19 protein-coding genes are annotated in these 21,722 nt (G+C 42.5%); 9 read left to right on the forward strand and 10 right to left on the reverse strand.

Features of this window, described 5'->3' with window-relative positions:
• On the forward strand, window positions 1–1,729 hold a 1,729-nt coding region (locus tag GO495_RS30760), incomplete at its 5' end, for a polynucleotide kinase-phosphatase (RefSeq protein ID WP_157303792.1).
• 53 nt (window positions 1,730–1,782) lie between these two features.
• Here the strand turns inward: GO495_RS30760 and GO495_RS30765 are convergent.
• The 7 genes from GO495_RS30765 to GO495_RS30795 all read right to left on the reverse strand — a co-directional run bounded on the left by GO495_RS30765 (window position 1,783) and on the right by GO495_RS30795 (window position 11,282).
• A complete protein-coding gene (locus GO495_RS30765) occupies window positions 1,783–1,938 on the reverse strand; it encodes a hypothetical protein (protein ID WP_157303793.1) in 156 nt (51 codons plus the stop codon).
• A gap of 27 nt (window positions 1,939–1,965) precedes the next feature.
• Window positions 1,966–3,669, reverse strand: coding sequence for an amidohydrolase family protein (locus tag GO495_RS30770; protein ID WP_157303794.1), 1,704 nt, complete (start codon window positions 3,667–3,669; stop codon window positions 1,966–1,968).
• A gap of 251 nt (window positions 3,670–3,920) precedes the next feature.
• The gene (locus GO495_RS30775; RefSeq protein WP_157303795.1) at window positions 3,921–4,340 is read right to left on the reverse strand and encodes an SRPBCC family protein; all 420 of its coding nucleotides are present in this window, start codon (window positions 4,338–4,340) and stop codon (window positions 3,921–3,923) included.
• Between the two features lie 150 nt (window positions 4,341–4,490).
• Window positions 4,491–5,408, reverse strand: a complete 918-nt coding sequence (locus GO495_RS30780; protein WP_157303796.1) for a hypothetical protein — start codon at window positions 5,406–5,408, stop codon at window positions 4,491–4,493.
• 247 nt (window positions 5,409–5,655) lie between these two features.
• Window positions 5,656–7,461, reverse strand: coding sequence for a RagB/SusD family nutrient uptake outer membrane protein (locus GO495_RS30785; RefSeq protein WP_157303797.1), 1,806 nt, complete (start codon window positions 7,459–7,461; stop codon window positions 5,656–5,658).
• A gap of 50 nt (window positions 7,462–7,511) precedes the next feature.
• Window positions 7,512–10,628, reverse strand: coding sequence for a SusC/RagA family TonB-linked outer membrane protein (locus GO495_RS30790; protein ID WP_157303798.1), 3,117 nt, complete (start codon window positions 10,626–10,628; stop codon window positions 7,512–7,514).
• 78 nt (window positions 10,629–10,706) lie between these two features.
• Complete coding sequence (locus GO495_RS30795; protein WP_157303799.1) at window positions 10,707–11,282, reverse strand: discoidin domain-containing protein; 576 nt, start codon at window positions 11,280–11,282, stop codon at window positions 10,707–10,709.
• Window positions 11,283–11,905: 623 nt separating this feature from the next.
• Here GO495_RS30795 and GO495_RS30800 point away from each other — a divergent pair.
• The 6 genes from GO495_RS30800 (at window position 11,906) to GO495_RS30825 (ending at window position 17,894) form a co-directional block, all read left to right on the forward strand.
• On the forward strand, window positions 11,906–12,292 hold the full coding sequence (locus GO495_RS30800; RefSeq protein WP_157303800.1) for a ribosomal maturation YjgA family protein: 387 nt from the start codon (window positions 11,906–11,908) through the stop codon (window positions 12,290–12,292).
• 35 nt (window positions 12,293–12,327) lie between these two features.
• Window positions 12,328–14,727 (forward strand): CBM35 domain-containing protein, encoded by a 2,400-nt coding sequence (locus GO495_RS30805; RefSeq protein ID WP_157303801.1) that lies wholly within the window; start codon window positions 12,328–12,330, stop codon window positions 14,725–14,727.
• Window positions 14,728–14,776: 49 nt separating this feature from the next.
• Window positions 14,777–15,016, forward strand: a complete 240-nt coding sequence (locus GO495_RS30810; protein WP_157303802.1) for a GlsB/YeaQ/YmgE family stress response membrane protein — start codon at window positions 14,777–14,779, stop codon at window positions 15,014–15,016.
• Between the two features lie 179 nt (window positions 15,017–15,195).
• Complete coding sequence (locus GO495_RS30815; RefSeq protein WP_157303803.1) at window positions 15,196–16,113, forward strand: helix-turn-helix domain-containing protein; 918 nt, start codon at window positions 15,196–15,198, stop codon at window positions 16,111–16,113.
• A gap of 8 nt (window positions 16,114–16,121) precedes the next feature.
• Window positions 16,122–16,670: a DNA-3-methyladenine glycosylase I gene (locus GO495_RS30820; protein WP_157303804.1), complete on the forward strand. Its 549-nt coding sequence runs from the start codon at window positions 16,122–16,124 to the stop codon at window positions 16,668–16,670.
• 438 nt (window positions 16,671–17,108) lie between these two features.
• Window positions 17,109–17,894 carry a hypothetical protein gene (locus tag GO495_RS30825; RefSeq protein ID WP_157303805.1) on the forward strand — a complete coding sequence of 262 codons (786 nt, stop codon included), beginning with the start codon at window positions 17,109–17,111 and terminating at the stop codon, window positions 17,892–17,894.
• Between the two features lie 27 nt (window positions 17,895–17,921).
• On the opposite strand, the gene GO495_RS30830 is transcribed toward GO495_RS30825, so the two are convergent.
• From GO495_RS30830 to GO495_RS30840, 3 genes are all read right to left on the reverse strand, one after another.
• On the reverse strand, window positions 17,922–18,458 hold the full coding sequence (locus GO495_RS30830; protein ID WP_157303806.1) for a cysteine hydrolase family protein: 537 nt from the start codon (window positions 18,456–18,458) through the stop codon (window positions 17,922–17,924).
• A 30-nt stretch (window positions 18,459–18,488) separates the two neighbouring features.
• Window positions 18,489–19,745 carry an MFS transporter gene (locus GO495_RS30835; RefSeq protein WP_157303807.1) on the reverse strand — a complete coding sequence of 419 codons (1,257 nt, stop codon included), beginning with the start codon at window positions 19,743–19,745 and terminating at the stop codon, window positions 18,489–18,491.
• 64 nt (window positions 19,746–19,809) lie between these two features.
• A complete protein-coding gene (locus tag GO495_RS30840) occupies window positions 19,810–20,376 on the reverse strand; it encodes a cyclic nucleotide-binding domain-containing protein (protein WP_157303808.1) in 567 nt (188 codons plus the stop codon).
• Between the two features lie 125 nt (window positions 20,377–20,501).
• Between GO495_RS30840 and GO495_RS30845 the strand changes: the two genes are divergently transcribed.
• Window positions 20,502–21,077, forward strand: coding sequence for a Crp/Fnr family transcriptional regulator (locus tag GO495_RS30845; protein ID WP_157303809.1), 576 nt, complete (start codon window positions 20,502–20,504; stop codon window positions 21,075–21,077).
• 106 nt (window positions 21,078–21,183) lie between these two features.
• Window positions 21,184–21,696: a YceI family protein gene (locus GO495_RS30850; protein WP_157303810.1), complete on the forward strand. Its 513-nt coding sequence runs from the start codon at window positions 21,184–21,186 to the stop codon at window positions 21,694–21,696.
• Window positions 21,697–21,722: the final 26 nt, after the last annotated feature.

Genomic DNA, 21,722 nt, shown 5'->3' on the forward strand with positions numbered 1-21,722 from the left:
CCATGGCTTACAGCACTCCATAGAACAACTGGAAAAAGAAACACCCGAATTCAGGGAAGAGACCAAAAAGTTTATCGACAAACTGGTAAGTCATTATGTATTGGATGAGGGCAAACTGGTTGTTGCCCACGCCGGTATAAGAGAAGAAATGCAGGGCAGAGGCTCCGGCGCTGTCAGGGAATTTTGCCTGTATGGAGAAACAACCGGAGAAACGGACGAATTTGGCTTACCTATACGATACAACTGGGCGGCAGAATACAAGGGCAAAGCAAATGTTGTGTATGGTCATACGCCCGTACCGGAAGCACAATGGCTGAACAGGACCATAGATATCGATACCGGCTGCGTATTCGGCGGCAAATTAACCGCCCTGCGTTATCCGGAAAAACAACTGGTGAGCGTACCTGCATTAACAACCTACTGCGAACCAGTAAGACCGCTCTATTACACGGCTGATGCCACCATCAACTTACAGCAGGAATACGACGATATCCTGGACATCAGTGACTTCACAGGTAAACATATCATACCTACCAGGTTTGGTCATAATGTAACTATCCGTGAAGAAAATGCAATAGCAGCGCTCGAAGTAATGAGCCGTTTTGCAGTGAATCCTAAATGGCTTATTTACCTGCCACCAACAATGAGCCCTGTAGAAACCAGCAAACTGGATGATTATCTCGAACATCCCAAAGAAGCATTTGACTATTACGCAGATGTTGGTATAGAGAAAGTGATTTGCGAAGAGAAACATATGGGATCAAGAACAGTTGTAATAGTAGGAAAAAATGAAACTGTTATCAAAGATGCTTTCGGGATTACAAATGAAGGAATAGGAATAATATATACCCGCACTGGAAGAGCCTTCTTTAACGACAAAGAATTAGAACAGGCATTTCTGCAACGGTTAAATACGGCACTGGAAGAATCCGGTTTTTATGAAGCGTTTCAGACAAACTGGGTTTGTTTTGATGCTGAATTAATGCCATGGAGCGCCAAAGCACAAAGCCTGCTGGAAAAACAATACGGCTCTGTAGGAGCTGCAGCTACCTATTCATTACAATCCGCCGTACAACAATTGCAACAGGCTGTTGGGATTAATCCCGAAGCAAATGCCCTGTTAGAAAAGTATAGTACCAAACAACAACAGGTAACACAATACATACAATCTTACCAGCAATATTGCTGGCCTGTTGACAGTCTGGATGATTATAAACTGGCGCCATTTCACATCCTGGCTACAGCAGGTAAAACCTGGACAGATCAGGATCATGGATGGCATATGGAACAGATTAAAAAAATCTGTGAAGCTGATACCTCCATACTAAAAGCGACTCCATATAAAGTAGTCAATTTGCAGGATGCCGCGAGTGTACTGGAAGCTACAGACTGGTGGGTATCAATGACAGGTAAAGGTGGAGAAGGGATGGTCGTAAAGCCTTACCAGTTTATACATATAAACGAAGATAAGATGACGCAACCAGCGGTGAAAGTACGTGGGAAAGAATATCTCCGTATCATATACGGCCCAGAGTATACAACTCCTGCAAATCTCACCCGTTTAAAGTCCAGGGGCTTATCTGCCAAACGTTCTCTTGCTTTAAGAGAATTTACATTGGGCATTGAAGGTTTACAAAGATTTGCCAACAAAGAACCACTCGGAAAGATACACCAATGTGTATTTGGTGTATTATCACTGGAAAGTGAACCAGTTGATCCAAGGTTATAAATAGTAAAGGCGCCAGAAATTGGCGCCTTTACTATAACTATTTCAAGAATATCTTAAAGAGCAGTGACCTTAATATTTTTAAGATACTTCTTTGCATCCTCAATCCTTTGAGGAAACAGTACTCTACCTTTTAATTTTACAGAGGCCAAAGATAATAGCTCCGATTCAGGAACCTTTACCAAAACATCTGTCTTTTCTTCAGTTTTCATACCATAAAGCTACTTATTCAATTCAGATTATCTTATAAAATACACCTTCACGATCTTCCCTTTATCTATAGTATAAACAACTGCCGCTTCTACCGGCGTACTTCTCATACCTGTTACTTTCTCATGGTCAATAACCGTATTCCCCAGTACTATCCTGTTTTCCAGCTGGCAATGTAATTCCGTCAGCTTACTGAACATATCAGTATATCGCAATCTTACCTGCTCTTTTCCCTTCATCAGTAATTTACCGGATGCCTGATCATATAATGCCACACTATCACTGTAAGGTTGCAGGAATGCGTCAATATCATGTGCGTTATAGGCATTCAATTGCTGCTGAACCAGTATCTCAGGAGTCACGGCCAGCAACTGATGCGGATAAAATGTCTTTCCCCGGTGAATAACCGTATGAATATCCGCAAGTGCATTAATATCTTGTACAGGATCTTTCTCTAATAATATCAGATCTGCAATTTTCCCTTTTTCAATACTTCCATAATCCTTATCCTTCCCAAATCCCTTTGCGGCATTAATGGTAGAAGCACGGATGATTTCCCAGTTGCTCAACCCTGCCTGCTGCATAGCCAGTAGTTCTGTTAAAAAAGAAGCGGCATGCAGTGTAGCGATATTGCCCGCATCCGTACCACTTACTACCAGTACACCAGCATCTTCTGCCAGCTTCAGATTCACCAGCATCATACTATCCTTTTCAGAAGGAACACGATAGCGTGTCCGGGCTACTTTATAATCAACGGGAGTAGGGATATGTTTAAGGTCGATCAGGGTACCGAGCATAAAAGGGTCCGCGTAAGCAAAATCATGTGCCGTAAAATTGAACTGCTGCGTAAATGTACGCCTGTAATTCTCAGACACTATCAGGGTAGGGATATAAACGGTCTTTTTAGTCTTTAAGAGCTCCAGCATGCCATTATCCAGTACCTTATCGTCCACACTATGCACTAAGATATCTGCGCCCGCTGTAACGGCTGATTTCGCCGTTTCATATTCTGTAGCATGTACGGCTACCTTTAACCCATGCGCATGGCTTTCATCTATTGCAGCCTGCACGATAGGCAGGGTACTTTCTGCTGTTTGCCCCGGTAGCACGATATACCATATCTTGATAAAATCAGGTTTATAAGGCAGTTGTTTCTTCACCAGCTCACGGGCTTCTTCCGGTGTATTAACTTTAATAATGGGAGGATCTGTCTTATCAAGGTTAGGAGGCAGGAAGGTAGATATTAATGGTCCTGTTACCCATGCAGTGACAGAAGCAGTATCCGCATTCGCTTTATCCCGGATAGCATAGTTGCTGAAAGGGCCACCAACATCAATCACCGTAGTAATCCCACAAGCCAGGTAACGCGACATCAGATCACTCAGATGATCTTTCACCCATTGCTGGTCCTTCTCATAAGGATATACCTTATTCAGGTTCAGTCCATCCGGCCGGGTATACAATCCGCCGCTCTGGAAAAAATGAATATGGGCATCTGTCAGGCCGGGCATGATGAACTGGCCGCTGGCATTTATTACGGTAGCATTCGCCGGGATCTTTATCTTTTTGGAAGGCCCCGTTGCTGTAATCCGGTCCTTTTCAATAACAATAGTCTGATCGGGATCTGTCTTACTGGTATTTACATTAATCAGGGTAGCATGTGTGATATAGGTCTGAGAGAACGCCGGCGCGGTGCAGAACGCCAATATCAGCCACAAACAGTATTTTCTCATTGGGTTACTTTTAATATATTTAAAGATAACAGATTTCTTATGTTTTTATTCAATACCGGTAAACATAACTTCTGGCCAATCTACGAGTCCATTAAAAGTTCTACCCTAAAGGTAACAGGCTGTCAAAAGTATTAGCAGACACTAAAAAGGCTCCTGACGGAGCCTTTCATATTTTGTTACAAAATGCATTACGTTTTGCAGCAAAACATCCCGGGGTGTCTTCGTTACTTTTAACAGCCTGCTATAAGGCACTAGTTTGCCTCTGTATATTTCCTGAAATTATCCAGAATAGCCTGCCATCCGCCTCTCTGCATTTCAATGGAATTTGTATCTTCTGCTTCAAAGGTCTCCACAACTTTAGTAGCATTACCATCGCTGCTGAAATTAACTTTCACCGTCCGGCTATCGTCCATCGTATATTCAATCACTTTATATTCTCCTACATTTGTATATACGCCGCCGAAATCAAAACTAAAACTCCCGTCTTTAGCAGCCATCGTCGTTTTAAATTTCCCACCTTCTTTCAGATCATTGTCTGCATAAGGCGCATGCCAGTCATCGGAAGCAAAAGTCCAGTTCTGAATATGAGCAGGCTCTGTCCAGTATTTCCATACCTTTTCTACAGGAGCCTGAATGGTAGTTTCTACGGTGATTGCAGTTCTATTTGCCATAGTTGATATTTTTTAATTGATAATGCAAACATACACCGTGATATTCACTCATCAGATACGCGAAGGCGACAAAAGAAGGGGTCTTTTGCGACATTAAATAAAAACCCTGATAACAGTGACGTTACCAGGGCTTCTTAAACTAATCAAACATTATAAACTACCAATTAAAGTAGTATTGTTGTAATCGCTCTGGCTGCAACCATCTACAGAACCCAGTGCACCATCAGTACCTTTACAGGCAGTGTAATTCCAGTAAGCTCTGTCGCGGTATAACGGACCATAGCCAGGATCTCCCCAGCCACCGCTGAAGTTAAACTGTGTGATATCGCAGGAGATCTGTGATAAGTTGTTACCGGTAACAGCTTCGTCTTTTGTACCATTTGGATTTCTGTAGTCACCCCAGTAGCTGCAGGCGTAACCAATGAAGCTGATCGTGTTCCTGAAGTGGTAACTGCCATGAGCGATCTTTCCTACGTACACTTCTATTGCGCCATTTGAAGTTACATTCTGCGCTTTCTTGGTGTACCAGCCGGCATGCTGAAAATAAGTAACAGAAATAGCTGCCTGTGTAGATCTGTTGAACTGTACCACTACATGTTCCAGATCATAATCATGACCGCCAATGCTGCCGATACAATTCTCCTGGCGTTTGTAAATCCACCAGTAGTCAACAAAGATCCTGTTGGCATCTGTTGGGTGTACCTGTACTTCATAATAGGTAGGGAAAATCAGGCTGCGCGGAGGTGTGTTGTTCGTTAAGATCAACTTACCACCACAAACGATACTGGCAGGATTTGTAGCAACCCATACGTCTTCAACAGAAGTTGGATAATCAGGAGCAGCCTGATCAAATTTCAATAAAGGTGCAAATTTCTTCGCCCATGCATCAGCATCAGCACCGGTAAGTTTGGTACTGCTTTCCTGGCAATTACAGGCCAGTTCTGAAGTGGAGCTTACTGCCAGACGGCTGTCTTTACGGGATAACAATTCTTCATTGTCCTGCTTGCTACACTGCGTGAACAGCAATACGCTGCAGCAGCCTAACATCCATAGGTTAAGTGTTTTCATGAGGGTTGTGAATTTTAGGTAAAGGGATAAAATATTAATAAACCAGATTTTGTTGCTCTTTGTATTCAGTACATGGGTATAGGTTGCAGGCTTTCATCAACAGATGTTCCTGTCGGGTCTCACATATTAATCGAAACGCAAAATAAAGATGCAATATGAACTCAATGTTAAAACCAAAATAAAAAAGGGGCCGGTCTTTTCAGATCGGCCCCTATGCAGAATGGAGGTTATAATGATTAGATCGGAATTATTGCCATCCCGGGTTTTGAACCAGGTTGGAGTTAATCAGGATTTGTTTGTTTGGAATCGGGAAGAGATAATCCTTTGGTTTGAAGATACGTGTTTCGATCGCTGTTTTCTTATAGAAATCAGTACCGCTCTTAGTCATATCCATACCATAGATAGGACCGTTGTTAGTAGTCTCTGCGATCTTCCAGCGGCGTGTATCAAAATAACGAACACTTTCAAATGCCAGCTCTACTCTTCTTTCTGCACGGATAGCTTCGCGCATATCAGCCTGTGAAGCCGGAGCAGGGATAGTAGTACCATATTGAGGAACACCGGCACGCTCACGGATGAGGTTCAGGTATTTCAGGATATCTGCGCTGGCAGGATTTGATTCGTTCAGTGCTTCTGCATAATCGAGGTAGATGTTTGCTAATCTAAGCAATAATGCACCACGGGAGTCATCATTAGCCGCTACATCTTTCCTTACGATGTAACCGGTTGGTGAAACGTCGGAAGTACTCTGGCCTCTGCCGGAGTTACCGTTAAACTCCATATTGGTAACGATCGGATCAGAACCTGTCTGGTATAACCAGTAGCTGTTATTATAGGTAATGCCTACATAAAAACGTGGCTCTCTGTTTGTCCACTGGTTGTAGGTGCTTCTTGCTGCATCATCAAAAGGTGCCTGGAAGCTGGAGAAACCAGTAGCTACATATCCTGAACCTGCTGCAGTAATAGGCAAACCGTTTGCCATAAAATAAGCATCTACCATTGCCTGTGTAGCACCATTTGCGCCTGCACCATGTTCATCGGCAGGCAAGCCCGCATGGAAAGGAGTTCTGTCGTAACGCATATAACTGCCTGAGTTAGCGCGGGCATAGATCCATTCGCTATTCCATTCAGTGGTCATTACGTCGCGGCAGGATTTGTAAGCAGCTACGAAAGGATCATCGTCAGATACTTTGAAGAGGCTATACTGACTTGGAACATACGTAGTAATGAACTCCTGAGCGGCAGTAGCGGCTTTCTCCCATTTTGTTGCATCATAGGTCTGTGTGATCAACGCATCAGATTCTCCCGGATTTTTAAAGTTGGCATAGTCTGTATTACCATTAAAGAGAGGGCTTGCTGCCAGCAACAATGCTTCAACTTTATAGGCTTTAGCTATACCGCTGGTGATTCTCCCATACTCTTTACCGCCTGGAATAGCTGCTCCCAGGTCTGCTGCTGCGTTATCCAGTTCACTTACGATGAAGCTGATACAGCTATCCATCGGCGAACGTTTCAGTTTTAGTTCATCTGCAGAAGCGTTAATGTCTATCGGTGTTTCGCCCAGCATAATTACCGGCCCGTAGGTACGTACCAGGAAGAAGTAGAACATAGCGCGTAATGCTCTTGCTTCAGCCTTATATTGTTTTTTTAATCCCGCGTTTACTTCTACCGTATTTGCGTTATCAATGTTCTGAATGAAGTAAGAAGCATTACGGATCGCTTTGTAATAATTGGTCCAGTAAGTAGCTACTTCATCATCTGTGCTTGCCCATGCACCAACATTCATATCATTGGTGTAGTTGAAAGACCAGGTGTATTTCGATTCGTCGGAAGCGGCATACCATGGTCCGGAGTTCTCATTTCCGGTGAACCGCTGTTCGTGTTCATTTGGTAAATAGTAGTATATGTTTGCCAGGAAGTTATCCGTATTTGTTTTGGATTTAAAGATATCGTCGATGGTGAGTACATCATCTGGCACCTGATCAAGATACTTTTTACAGGAGGTTACTCCTAATGCCATTACGGCTGCTAATATTAAGAAAACTCTTTTCATTTAAAACTGTTTATGCACTGATCTCAATACGATGATTCAATGTCTTTGTTTTAGAAATTAGCCTGAACACCAAAGTTTACAGATCTCGTGTTTGGATAATTAGTACCGTTACTTGTATTTAACTCAGGGTCCCACAGTTTAAACTTGCTCCAATAGAACAGGTTCAATCCTTGTACATATATACGGGCATTCTTTAAACCAATACCTTTGAACGTACCTTTTGGCAGATTATAGCCAAGATCAGCAGTTTTCAAACGCAGGAAGCTGATATCCTTTACCCACCAACTGGAAGTCTGTGAATTGTTTTTGTTAGCAGCGTTACCATATGCAAGTCTTGGATAGAATGCATGCTGGTTTTGATTTTCAGGAGTCCATCTGTCTTCTGCGATTGCGAACAGGTTACTTCTTTCAGGACCAGTACTGTTGTTGAACGGAATGATACCATCGCCGGATAACAGTCTGTCTGCACCTATAACACCCTGGAAGAATACGCCAATGTAAAAGTTTTTCCAGGTAACGTTAACTCCCAGACCATACACGGTAGTTGGTACGTCCCCGTTACCGATCCTCTGTACGTCATTTGCATTGATGATACCATCGTTGTTCAGGTCCCTGTACTTGATATCACCGGGATGAACGGTACCGAATATTGATTGATTGGCATGTTTGTCGATATCGTTCTGATCGATGAACAAACCGTCTGCTACATAACCGAAAGTTGAGTTGTAATTGGTACCACGTTTTTCCATGTAAGCGAAAGGCTGGGTAGGCTGGTCATTTTCAATTACTTTATCCCTGTTGTAACTGAAAGTTGCACGCATATCCAGGGTCATGTTCCTGGCGATCTTAACAGGTGTTAATTCGATAGTTGCATCTAACCCTTTGTTCTGGATCACACCAAGATTACCCCATGGAGCGCTGTTCAGACCTACGAAAGAGGACAATGATTCTCTCTGCAGGAATACGCCGGAACGTTTTTCCTTGAAGATGTCTGCTGTTACAGACAGGTGATCTTTCAGTGTTCTGAATTCCAGACCTAAATCCTGTTTGTGTGAAGTAGCCCAGGTTACATTGGAACCATAGTCTGTGATTACCGTACCATTACGGCCAATTGTAGCACCTGCCTTACCAAAGTCCAGTCCTACATCGCTACCGCCAGGGTTAGTTGCTACGAGTGTCAGGTAACCGAAACGACGGCCACCATTACCTCCATCACCTACTTTACCATCAGAGTAACGCAGTTTCAGGAACTGGAATGTATTTTTAGCTTCTGCGAAGAATGCTTCATTAGATATTACCCAACCAGCACCAAAGGATGGGAAGAAACCGAATTTGCGGCTTGGTGCAAAGTTCTCAGAGCCATTATAACCAAAGTTCACTTCAGCAAAGTACTTGTTATCATAAGAGTAAGTACCTCTACCTGCCAACCCCATACTGCGGTAAGGCAGAGAGCTGGTAACGTCACTTGCAAATGCTTCCACACGTTCGCGCTGGTTGTACAGGAATAATGCAGTCAGATGACTCTTAGGACCGAAATCATGATCGTAATTCAAGGCACCTTCTACATAGAACTGGCGGTTAGAGTTATTGCTACGTTCGTAAGACAGATCATCACTACCGTTAGAGATCAGGTTCAGGTTGATAGAGCCATCTGCGTTATAAGGACGTGCCTTATTGATCAGGTAAGCACTTCTGTTACGGTAACGGCGGATCTGGTGCGAGTTATATACGTCAAATGAGAATAAACCGTAAGCGGATAACCCTGGCAAAATTGCTTTCAGGTCCTGAGTCAGACGTGCGTTGGAATAGATCTGGTTCTGGAAAGTATTCCTGTAACCAGTCTGCGTAATCTGAGCGTAAGGGTTTGGCTGTGCACCCTGTGAGTTCACACTAGGTACCAGGTTGCCCGGGTACATAATAGGATATAATACAGGGTTGGTCTGCATTACATTTCTGAATGCATCTTCAGGGCCTACGTCAGGAGTATTGGTAGAAGAGATATAACCCTGGATACCGAGATCAAACTTGGTCGTCTTTGTCCAGTTTGAATTTATATTGGAAGTGAAGTTATAACGTTTGAACTTGGTAGATGCATCATAGCTTTGCAGTGCATCTGTTTTCAGTAAACTCGTTTCGTCATAATATCCCAGTGATAAGTAGTAGTTCGTGTTATCAGTACCACCACGGGCGCTGAAGTTGGCACGTCTGTTCTGACTTACATCATTGAAGATAGCGCTCATCCAGTCTACATTAGGATATACATTCGGATCTTCTTTCAGAATAGTAGCGTTGATAGTATTGTTGGAATACTCCGGCGTGAGGCCTGTATTACGTTCTGCTTCATTGCGCAGCATCATGTACATTACACCATCAGTCAGCTCTGGTTTCTTGGTAAAAGAAGTGATACCCTGATTGTAGTTAAACATCAGGTTAGTCTTACCCGGTAAACCTTTTTTGGTAGTAACAATGATAACACCGTTCGCACCAGCCACACCATATACCGCAGTGGCAGATGCATCTTTCAGAATGGTGAAGGAAGAAATGTCCTCAGGATCAAAGCTGTTAATATCACGACCCTGTACACCATCTACTACTATTAAAGGAGAAGCACTGTTACCGGACTGGTTAAAGGTAGAGATACCACGGATCCAGAGGTCAGCGCCGTTTGAACCCGGAAGACCGGAACGCTGTACACCAACCAGGCCGGAGATATGACCTGCCAGTGCAGCACTCAGGTTAGCCACCGGTTGTTTCAGCTCTTCCATTTTAACGGTAGACTGTGCACCTACGAGGCTGATCTTTTTCTGTTGACCGAAACCTACAACAACCACCTCGTTCAGACTGCTGTTAGTAGCTTTCAGTGTAATATCAAAATCGATTGTTTTGTTGATGACGATAATATATGGTTCGTAACCGATCAAACGGGCTACCAGGGTATCCCCTCTTCTTGCATCGATAGCAAAGTTACCTTTGTCATCTGTGGTTGCACCCCCTTTGGTATTTTGGTTGTAAACGGCAACACCAGGCATCACTGCTCTCAGTTCATCCTTGATATTACCCGTGATCTTAATTTTTTCGGACTGCTGGGCAAGCACCTCCGATGTTATGGACAGGCCCAGGAAACACAGGCTGCCTATCGCTACAAACTTTCTTAGATTTCTAAGCATAGCCAATTTTGGTTAGTTGATTAGAGTAATGTATGCTGAACAGGTCCAGAGGAATGTCAGGTACAGGTTGTTATGTTTTTATTGCTGCGGTCTTCTGATCATACGCCATTCAGCCAGCTGGAAAAGTCCACTGGTACCTCCTTTCAACGCAGTGATGGCAAAACGGTAGTACTTGTACTTAACAGCGTTCGTGAACTCATAACGCACTGTTTTCTTCCTTGCGTCAAATAGCTGGCCTGTTTGTGTATCCAGGATAGTCCAGGTTGATGCATCATTGGAACCTTGAATAGTCCAGTCTTTAGGATCACGTCCATCTGCATCATTGGCAGAAGTAAGTGTGTAGGCATCTATTCTATAAGCAGAATCATATTCTTCCTGGATGTAGAAAGATGGAGCAAATGACTGGATCAGGAATTTAGAATCAAGATCCCCGTCGATCAATTTTGGAGACCCTTCACCTGCAGTCGGTCCGCCGTCGTTCTCAATACTAACGGTCAGGTTAACTACCAGTTCGGTAAGATCCTTTTCCATTTCCGGATCGGGAGGCAATAGTTCATAGACACGCTCTTTCTTTTTAGAGCATCCCATGAAAATTGCAACCATCAGAGTCAGCAGGATAACCGCACTAAATTTGGTTGATTTGTAAATCTTCATATTCAAGTTGATTTTGGCTATTAAAAGTTTTTACTGTCGAGTAACGTGTTTCGAATAAGCATGAAATTCCCCCTTCCGCCCGGCAGAGCTAATGCCGGCAGATTATATATTGATGAATTGAAATTGTTCTAATCCTGATCTGTTATGAAAAGACGGTTACTGTTCTGGCTGATTAATCATTATTACGATCCCCATTATTGAATTAATAAAAGTTACTTCGACGATTATTACATCTAAACTCTAGCCACGGCCATAGGTACAATCTTAAAACTTCCCCTGCATTTTTTCGGTATAGTACTACAATTGGATCTGCTGTAAATCCTGATTCTGTTTTCCATTACATCCTTCAAGGAAATTTCTCTCCGAGAGACCTGTTTATGAGTGGTTTATATAAAGAGCCCTGCATTTTTATTCAACATCCTAAAATTATAGGGTTTTCTTAACAAAACCTGTTAACAGAATCCTACAGAATGTTAACGGATCTTAAACCTTGACGAATAATTAATGAAAGGCCGTTTTTTTTAGAAGATTATTATATAGGATCTATTATAGGGGCCTTATTTTCATAGCATTTGTAAATGCAGAATAATAATATTTACTTTGCACCTCAAAGCACTTTATACATGAACTTTTATAAGAACTATTTTATCCTGGCAATATTGCTGTTCATAACAGAAATATTGATTGCATTATACCTGCACGATAACTTCATAAGACCTTATGGCGGGGACTTTCTGGTAGTAATACTCGTTTACTGCATGGTTAAAACATGCTTAAACACCCCAATTATACCTACAGCCATTGCCGTATTGCTGTTTGCTTACGTGGTAGAAATATTACAATATTTCCGGATAATTGCGTGGCTGGGCCTCCGGCATTCAAGATTAGCCTGCATTATATTAGGTACCAGCTTCTCCTGGACAGACATGCTCTGTTATACTCTAGGGATAATACTTGTCATCATTGTTGAAATTGGAAGAACTTCCAAATCCTTATATTTGAAAACCTGAAAACGCTACCTATCCCTCACCCAATAACATGAAATATGAAAAACACCCTTTTTACCTTTCTCTGTTTGTTGCTTGTTTCCACGGCCTTTCCTCAGACATATGAAGCAGAATCCGGTACACTTTCCGGTGGAGCCAACATACAAAGCTGTAGTAGTTGCTCCGGCAGCAACCAGGTCGGCTACTTAGGCGGCCCTACCAACGGGATGGTCTCCATTCCCGTCAGCGTTAACGTGGCGGGCAACTATACCCTCACCATATATTATTGTACCGCCGACCCACGTACGATCTTCGTCACACCAAACAATGGCGTCTATACCGGTATAAACTGCGCAGCTTCCGGAGGATGGACTACCGTAGACAGTACTACCACAGACCTGGCCCTGAATGCCGGTAATAACATCATCAGGCTGGATAACGGACAAGGAGGTTATGGGCCAAACATCGACAAGATCAAATTACAGCAAAGCGTTACCATCTCCTTCGGTTCAGGTAACTCCATCTTTTATAATCTCAGTACCGGTACATACAATGTGTCCTTCGGCAATAAACAGCTCATTAAAGATGCCTACGCTGTCTGTAATTCCGATGCTGCCTATTCCAGCTACACAGGATATACCAGCCGCTCCTATTCATCTGCCAGTATCACAGATGCATTCGGTAACGGGACTAAACACATCATCACAATGAATGGCAGCGGACTGCTGCAAATGCAACAGGTATTTTATACCTACAGCGGAAAGGACTACTTCTTTACCGAAGTATTGCTGAACGGCAACGGCTCTAACTGTTACCGCATGTCACCGCTGACCACCGCAAAAGTCACATTACCTGCCGGAGGTGATATGAGGGCGTTAAACGTTCCTTTTGATAATGATGCCTGGGTAAGGTACAATGCGTTGTCAATGGCTTCTGCCAATTTCACCGGTGCAGAAGTAACCGGTATCTATGATAATACCAGCAGGAATGGCCTGATAGTAGGTTCTGTAGAACATACTACCTGGAAAACAGGGGTGACCGTTACCGGCAACGGTGCGTCCTCCCTCTCCAACTTAACCGTCTTCGGGGGCTTCACCAGCGCTACCGTTACCCGCGACGGACGCGGACACGGCTGGGTAAACGTAGGTGGTACCAGTTGTAAATCGCCTAAGATATTCGTAGACTATGAAAGCGACTGGAGAACTGCTTTCGAAACTTATGGCAGTGCTACCGCCCTCGCTGAACCACGGTATGTTTCCTCCTGGACACATGGTACTCCCTTTGGATGGAATAGCTGGGGGGCTGTCCAGTCGAATCTTACTCTTGCAAAAGCGACGTCCGTTGTTGACTTCTTCGCCAACAACTGCACGACCTTCAGAAACAGTGATAACACCCTGTACATCGACCTCGATTCTTATTGGGACAACCTGGCTTCCGGCGGTTGGACAGGCGATTTCAGTCAGCTCACCACTTTCGTGAACTATTGTAAAAGCAAAGGCTTCAAAGCAGGTATATACTGGGCTCCATTTGTCGACTGGGGCAAAAATGCCGGTGGTACCGTAGAAGGTACTTCTTACCAGTATCAAAGCTGCTGGACAAAAGTAAACGGCTCACCGGTAGATCTTGATGGCGCCAGGGCCATGGACCCTACCCACCCCGCTACCAAAGGCAGAATCGCATACCTCATCGGTAAATTCAAAGCCTGTGGGTTCGAAATGATCAAACTCGATTTCCTGGCGCATGCCTCACTGGAAGCAGACAGCTATTATGATAACACTATTCATACAGGGATGGAAGCCTTCAGAAAAGGGATGGAATATGTATCAGATCAACTGGCAGGCACGATGCTGACCTACGCCGCCATCAGTCCTAACCTGGCCACTGCCAGATACGTCAACATGCGCCGCATTGCATGTGACGCCTATAAAGATATCAGCGAAACAGGATATACACTTAATAGTACTACCTACGGATGGTGGCAAAAGAACATCTATAATTATATCGATGCCGATCACCTCGTTTTCAGCACAGAACCACTGGCCGAAAACAGGGCAAGAATGACCTCCGGTATCGTTACAGGAACACTGATCACCGGCGATGATTATTCCACTACCGGCGCATGGACTACCACCGCACAATCTCTCCTGCAAAACCAGGACCTCCTGAATATTTCGAGAAACGGTAACGGAAAAGCCTTCCAGCCGGTAGAAGGAAATACAGGAGATCAACCCAATGAATTATTTACAACGACCATCGGCAATTATCAATACCTGGCCATTATCAATTTTGGTTCGGCGGCTAAAACATACACGATAAACCTGGCAAGGATCGGCCTTAATCCCACCGCTACTTACAGTGCCGTAAAAGAATTATTTACAGGCGTTACAAGTACGGCGAGCGGCAGTTTGAATGTTACAGTACCGGCATCGGATACTAAGATTTACAGGATAACATTTTAAAGAGCAAACTCATGTAAAAGTTGTATATTGTATCAAAATAAAACAATATATGATTTTAGCACTGATAATTGGCGCTGTTGCAGGCTGGCTGGCCGGACAAATAATGAGGGGCGATGGATATGGAATAATCGTGGACATCCTGTTAGGAATTGTAGGAGGATGGTTCGGTGGATGGTTGTTTGGGAAACTGGGCATTCATATAGGCCATGGCATCATAGGCTCATTGTTTATTGCAGTGGTAGGCGCTGTTATTTTAATATGGCTCACCCGTCTTATAAGCAGAAAGTAAAGTAATTTACTTTCTGCTTTTTATCTTATGCCCCCCGGACTTTTCATTTTGGCTACAACATACTCCCATTTGGCTACCTCCCCCACCTGATAAGAACAGACCTTTGCTAAACAATTAGAAACAATAAGTAACTTGGTACAATAACCCCTTCAAGGGGTTGATGCTTTAATTGTTAGCATATGAAAACAGCCGCGAAACAACCACATATATTCAATTCCATTTCGGAATTACATAAGGCATTAGGCTTACCCAAGCCATTGCATCCGCTGGTTAGCCTGGTAGATTATGGTGAAATTACAGCAGATACGACCGAAATTTCTAAGGGGATGATCTTTAATTTCTATAAAATCTCTTATAAAAAGAATTTTAAAGGCAAGGTGAAGTACGGACAGAATTATTATGATTTTGATGAAGGAGGATTGTCTTTCATTTCACCTAACCAGCTTATTTCAGCGGTCGAAACGGAAGCGGATTATGGAGGCTATACACTTTTGTTTCACCCGGATTTTATAAGGAATTTCCCATTGGGAAAGAATATCAAAAACTATGGTTTTTTCTCTTACTCAGTGTCAGAGACATTGCATCTTTCCGAGAAGGAGAAGGAAATCATTATCGGTATCTTTAAGAATATTGAATATGAGTTGAATACAGCAATAGATCAGATCAGTCAGGATGTGATGGTTTCGCAGATAGAACTATTACTGAATTACAGTAAACGTTTTTATAACAGGCAGTTCATTACACGCAAAATTGCTAATAATGATATACTGATTAAGCTGGAAGAATTGTTGTCTGCTTATTTCGATACCGAAAAAACGCTGATGACAGGGTTACCTACTGTTCAGCAGTTATCAGATCAATTGAATGTTACGCCCCATTACCTGAGTGATATGCTTAGAACGCTGACAGGGCAGAATACACAACAACATATTCACAATAAAATGATTGAAAAGGCGAAAGAGTTACTCAGTACAACTAATCTTTCCATAGGAGAAGTAGCATATCAACTGGGCTTTGAACATCCTCAGTCTTTTAATAAGATCTTCAAACGTAAAACAAAGTTATCGCCGGTCGAATTCAGAAATTCTTTTAATTAATTTACGATATGTCTTATTGCAGTGTAATCGAGTATATGTCTGAAGATAAAAAGGCTATACATAAACCATATCACGATCATCTGTATGGTTTTCCAATTCATGATGACAATGAATTATTTTGCCGGCTGGTATTGGAAATTAACCAGGCAGGCCTTAGCTGGGAAATCATCCTGAAGAAAGAAGCTACGTTTAGAAAAGCGTACGACAACTTTAATATTAAGAAGGTAGCAGCTTATACAGAGGCAGACAGGGAAAGACTGATAGCAGATCCCGGTATTATCAGAAACCGGCTGAAGATCAATGCAGCTATAGAAAACGCCAAAACTATCCTGCAATTACAAAAGGAACATGGCTCATTTGAAAAATGGCTGGAACTGCATCATCCTAAAACAAAAGCCGAATGGGTAAAGTTGTTTAAAAAAACGTTCCGGTTTACAGGAGGAGAAATAGTGAATGAGTTTCTGATGAGTGCAGGATATTTGCCCGGTGCACATGCTGCCAGTTGCAGTGTTTATAAAAAAGTATTGAAAGCTGATCCGCTCTGGAACAGGAAATAAAACGGCCCCGTTGGATTCTGTGTTCATAACAAAACATAATTAGCTCCGTTGGAGCGACGTGTTGGTAGCAATATTTATATCCGCTTTAATTGACTCCTACGGAGTCAATTAAAGCGCTACCGCTACATACAATTTTTTCACAGTACATAGTTTATTCGTTAATAGCGCCGCCAATACACATATTATTACAACCAACTATGTAATAAGGAAAATTCTTCCATCAGTCATCTGTGTTAGTCCTTTTTAGAAGGTTCCTTCTAAGGCCTTAACAGGCTTGTGATCAGGAGTATAATCCATATATAAGCCATATATAATCCATATGTGAAGCATATATAAAGCATCCTTCTAGAAGTATGCTTTATATATGCTTTGTTCTTGGTTTTTATATAGAATTTAAGTATTTTAGAATACTCATTATAACCTTTTAAAGAACTTGTTATGGCAATATTAAAGAGCGGGATCCCATTTACCGGAAGCGTGGGTAACATGTCTTGTTACACACGAAAAGACATGGAGGGCGTTTACATAGTACGTACAAAAGGTGGTGGCTCCAGAAAGAAAATAGCTAAATCCCCCACCTGTAAAGCTATCCGGGACAATAACGCAGACTTTGGCGTCAGCTCAAAGGCGGGTAGTAATGTGAGATGGATGTTGACCTATGTGAAACACCTGGCAGATTATAATATCACTCCAAAACTGAATAGCTTATCAAAAATTATTCAATCTTATGATAGGGTAAATCCTAAAGGTAAGAGAGAAGTATTATTCGCTAAACACAGGCAACTGCTGAACGGGTTTAGTCTGAATAACAGGTATCCTCTTGATGGCATTGTAAGACACCCACTGCAATGTACCATTAACAGGACAACCTGCAGTGCAATAGTCCAGTTTCCGGACCTGATCCCCGGTGTAAACCTGTTCCTCCCCTGGAAAGCGCCTCTCTACCGCTTTATTATCTCTCTGGGTATATTAACTGATAATGGGGCTAAACCAGTACAGGAAAGAACCCATCGTTTCGTTAAACGCGTTTATACCGCATGGCAGACAGCACAAATACCTTTTGCTGCACAACAGATTGAAGTAAAAATAGAAAACGGATATGCAGATGAAGAAGGTCAGACACTGATATTATCAATTGGGATTGAAATGGGCGAGCCTATTACCAATGAACTGATCGGTATCGTAAAAAATACCGGTAGCGCTAAAATAGTGATGGTGGAATAACATTCACTATTTTAATACAGTATCAAGCTACTTTTCACTCCATTTCCCCTGCGTCAATACCTCTACCTGACGGGGGAAGATCTTTGTTGTCAGCACACGATGTACTTCTTCATCCCTGTCTGCACAGCAATCATCTAATACCGTGATGTTGTAATCTTTGTCAGAAGCTTCACGTACAGTAGATAATACCACTCCGCCGGTAGCCACACCGGTAAGCACAATGTGCTGAATACCCTGTGCTCTCAATACTATTTCAAGATCGCTGCCTGAAAAAGCACTGACACGTCGTTTGGTAACGATAATCTCCCCAGCTAAAGGAGCAACTGACGGATCAATTTTCAGGAACTCATCCATATCTATCTTACCATACATTTCTCTCTGCTTTACACTTGCTTCCGGAGCGCCGGACCTAAAGCCGACTATTACATAAATAACAGGGATTTTTTTACTCCGTGCATTCGCAATAGCTTTAGCTACATTACTCTTCACTATTGAACTATCAGAAAGGTTGCTAAGGATAGCAGTCTGCATATCCATCACAAGAAGGGCGGTATTCTGTTCCATTTTTACGGTATTTTATGATTGAATATTTAACTATACTTTTTCCATTACCAGTTTCTCCTCTTTTTTACTCAGACTGTCACTTCTTAAAAATTTTGCAAATACAGCCGCAATAATAAGGCCCATAATACCCTCGCAAAGCAGGGTAACAGGCGATCCTATCAATTGGGAAACAGCTCCGCTCAGCAAGCTCCCTAACGGTAGCATTCCGAAATAAGACATTGCTACATAGCTGATCACCCTGCCCCTCATTTCATGCGCCGAATGCACCTGTACAATCGTAATACAGATAGTCGTCTGCGCCATCGTTCCAAATCCGATTAAAGTGGCAAAAACCATGGCCAGGGGGAAATAACTAATAAGAGAGAAACAGATAAGACAGATGCCAACAATGATCGTATTAACAAGTAATATTACGGTAAGGTTGGCGTGTGGCTTCAATGATGCCAGAAAGAAAGTACAGATGATTGCGCCTAAACCTATAAAGCTGTTAATATAGCCAAAGGTAACAGCATCTCCTTTGAAAATCACTTTAGCAAATACAGGTAACAGTGTATTGTAAGGGAATATCAGGAGACTTATCAGCGTGAGCATTAACAGGATCATACCTAATGCGGTATGCTGTTTAAGATATACGAATCCATCAGTAAGCTCTGACATCACTTTCTTCTTAACGATGGCTGGCTGATGCGGCGGTAGCTCCATTAATAAGAGGGAAAGCAGTACGGCTACAAAACTCAATGCATTTAAAGAGAAACATATGCCTGCACCGAATTTTGCCAGCACAATACCCGATAAGGCAGGGCCAATCAGCCGGGCAAGATTCACCATAGAAGAATTGAGCGCAAGTGCGTTGGGCAGATCCGCTTTGTCGTTGATCATCTCATGTACCAGGGGTTGCCTTGCCGGTACATCAAAGGCATTAATCACGCCAAGAATGACACTGAGAAAGAGTATTGGCCAAACACTGTAGTGATTTGCAAGTGTCAATACAGCCAGTAGTATCGCCTGTATCATAGAAGCTGTTTGTGTACACAGCAATATTTTATAACGGCTGTACCTGTCTGAAACAATCCCTCCAAATAACGAAAGAAGAAAAGAGGGAAACTGAGACGCAAATACGGTAAGGCCCAACATGAAGGTCGAGTGCGTCATCGTATAAATAACCCAGGTAACACCTGTACGTTGCATCCAGGTACCTATCTGGGATACTAACTGTCCACTAAAAAATAATGCATAATTACGGTTCCTGAACGCCCTGAATGTGTTTGTAATTTTGCCTGTCTTCATAAATATGAGACAAAACTACTCATTCGTAAAAGGCAGGTGTGAGACAAAAGTCTCAAAATGCAGCTTATTTCTTTCCTCTGATACGGGTAAGTGTTCTCCGGGTCATACCCAGGTAAGAGGCCATATGTGACAAGGAAACACGCTGTAACAACTGCGGATTGTTTTTCTCTATATATTGATAGCGTTCTGCCGGGGAATAAATTCTTAGCAGACTATTATTAGCGCTTGTATCAACCAGTATCCGGCTGATCACCCGCCTGCTGAGAAGCATAATATCAGGATATAACAAACTGAGATCCACCAGCTTTTGACGGCTTAATATCCACACCTCACTTTTTTCACCAGCTTCTATGGTAAATGCAGAAGCTTCCCCCACCTTACTGCTTTTCAGGTAAGTAGCAAAAGTGCCCTCAAAGTTGAAGTGAATATTTATTTCAATACCATCTTTATTGTAGTATGTACGCAGATATCCTTTTTCCACAAGATAAACATCCGTACATATCTGGCCTTCCTTTAAAACAGCCTCCCCTTTCTCAAGGGTCTTATGTTCAAGATTTGCTGTCAGTATAGCAATACTTTCCTCAGAAAGAGGTACTAACTGCAGGAAATATTCAAGGATTTTCTCATTCACTATCCAAAGATAATAAATACCCCTTCTTTCATGCTCATAAAGATCAGCGGGCCAGAGAAAATAAAAGTGGCTATTCATAGTCTATCTGAGGCCTATGAGAAAAATATTATATTTACTCAATGAATATGGACGTCATTGTATCGCATATAAATTCATACGTTTCGTTAAATGAAGAGGAAGTCAGGGCACTGAGTTCCGCATTGATCTCTAAAACAATAAAACAGGGTGAATTAATTGTGGAAAGTGGCGAACCAGCCCGGTATATGATTTTCATGAACGCAGGTTATGTGATGACCTATTATACTGATAAAGAGGGGTTTGATCATGTTATCCAGTTTGCCTCAACAGGATGGTGGTCCGGCGATCTTTACAGCCTGTCCGAGAACGTCCCTACGATTTATTCAACACGGGCGCTAAGCGCCGGAGAAGTATTGCTCTTCCCCAAAGCAGCCCAGGACCAGCTACTGGATAAGTATCCCAAGTTCGAACGCTATTTTCGTATTCTCTTTCACAATGCATTAATGCGGCTGCAGTTCCGCATTATTGAGAATTACTCTGCTACGGCGGAAAGCCGTTATCTGTCCTTCCGGGAAAGGTTTCCGGGCATGGAACAGCATGTATCTCAAAAACATATTGCATCCTATCTTGGCATTACACCGGAATTCCTGAGTAAAATCCGTAAAAAGCTACAACAAAAGTAAAATCTTAACCTGGTTCAATATCTTTCCTGTTTAATATTATCCTGGTTCAACGTCCAAAAGCCAAAGCCGGACTAATTTTGTGGTACTTAAAATCACAAGTATTACTATGGCAAAAGCAACAAAATGGACAATTGATCCGGCGCATTCTGATATTCAGTTTAAAGTAAAACACCTGGGCATGTTTACTGTCACAGGTACTTTTAAAAAGTTTGAAGGAGAGGTAATCAGTGAGAATGAAAACTTTAGTGATGCAGTTATCAGTTTTACGATTCATACAAACAGTATCGATACTAATCATTCCGACAGAGACGCTCATCTTAAATCCGACGATTTCTTCAGCATTGAAAAACATCCTCACATTGTTTTTAAGGGTACGTTTAATAATGATACCCTTTCCGGTAACCTTACCATTAATGATGTGACCAAGCCCGTTACATTAGACGCTGAATTAACCGGCACTGGCAAAGGACGCTTTGGCGAAACCAGGGCAGGCTTTGAGGTAGATGGAAAAATCAATCGTAAAGATTTTGGGCTGGTCTGGAACCTGCTGATGGAAGCAGGCGGTGTTGTTGTCGGAGAGGAAATAAAGCTGCATTTCAATATACAGTTAACTGCGTAAATACCAGCACCCTTTATTTTCCTGCT

Origin of the sequence: Chitinophaga oryziterrae (assembly GCF_009758125.1) — a bacterium.
GTDB lineage: Bacteria > Bacteroidota > Bacteroidia > Chitinophagales > Chitinophagaceae > Chitinophaga > Chitinophaga oryziterrae.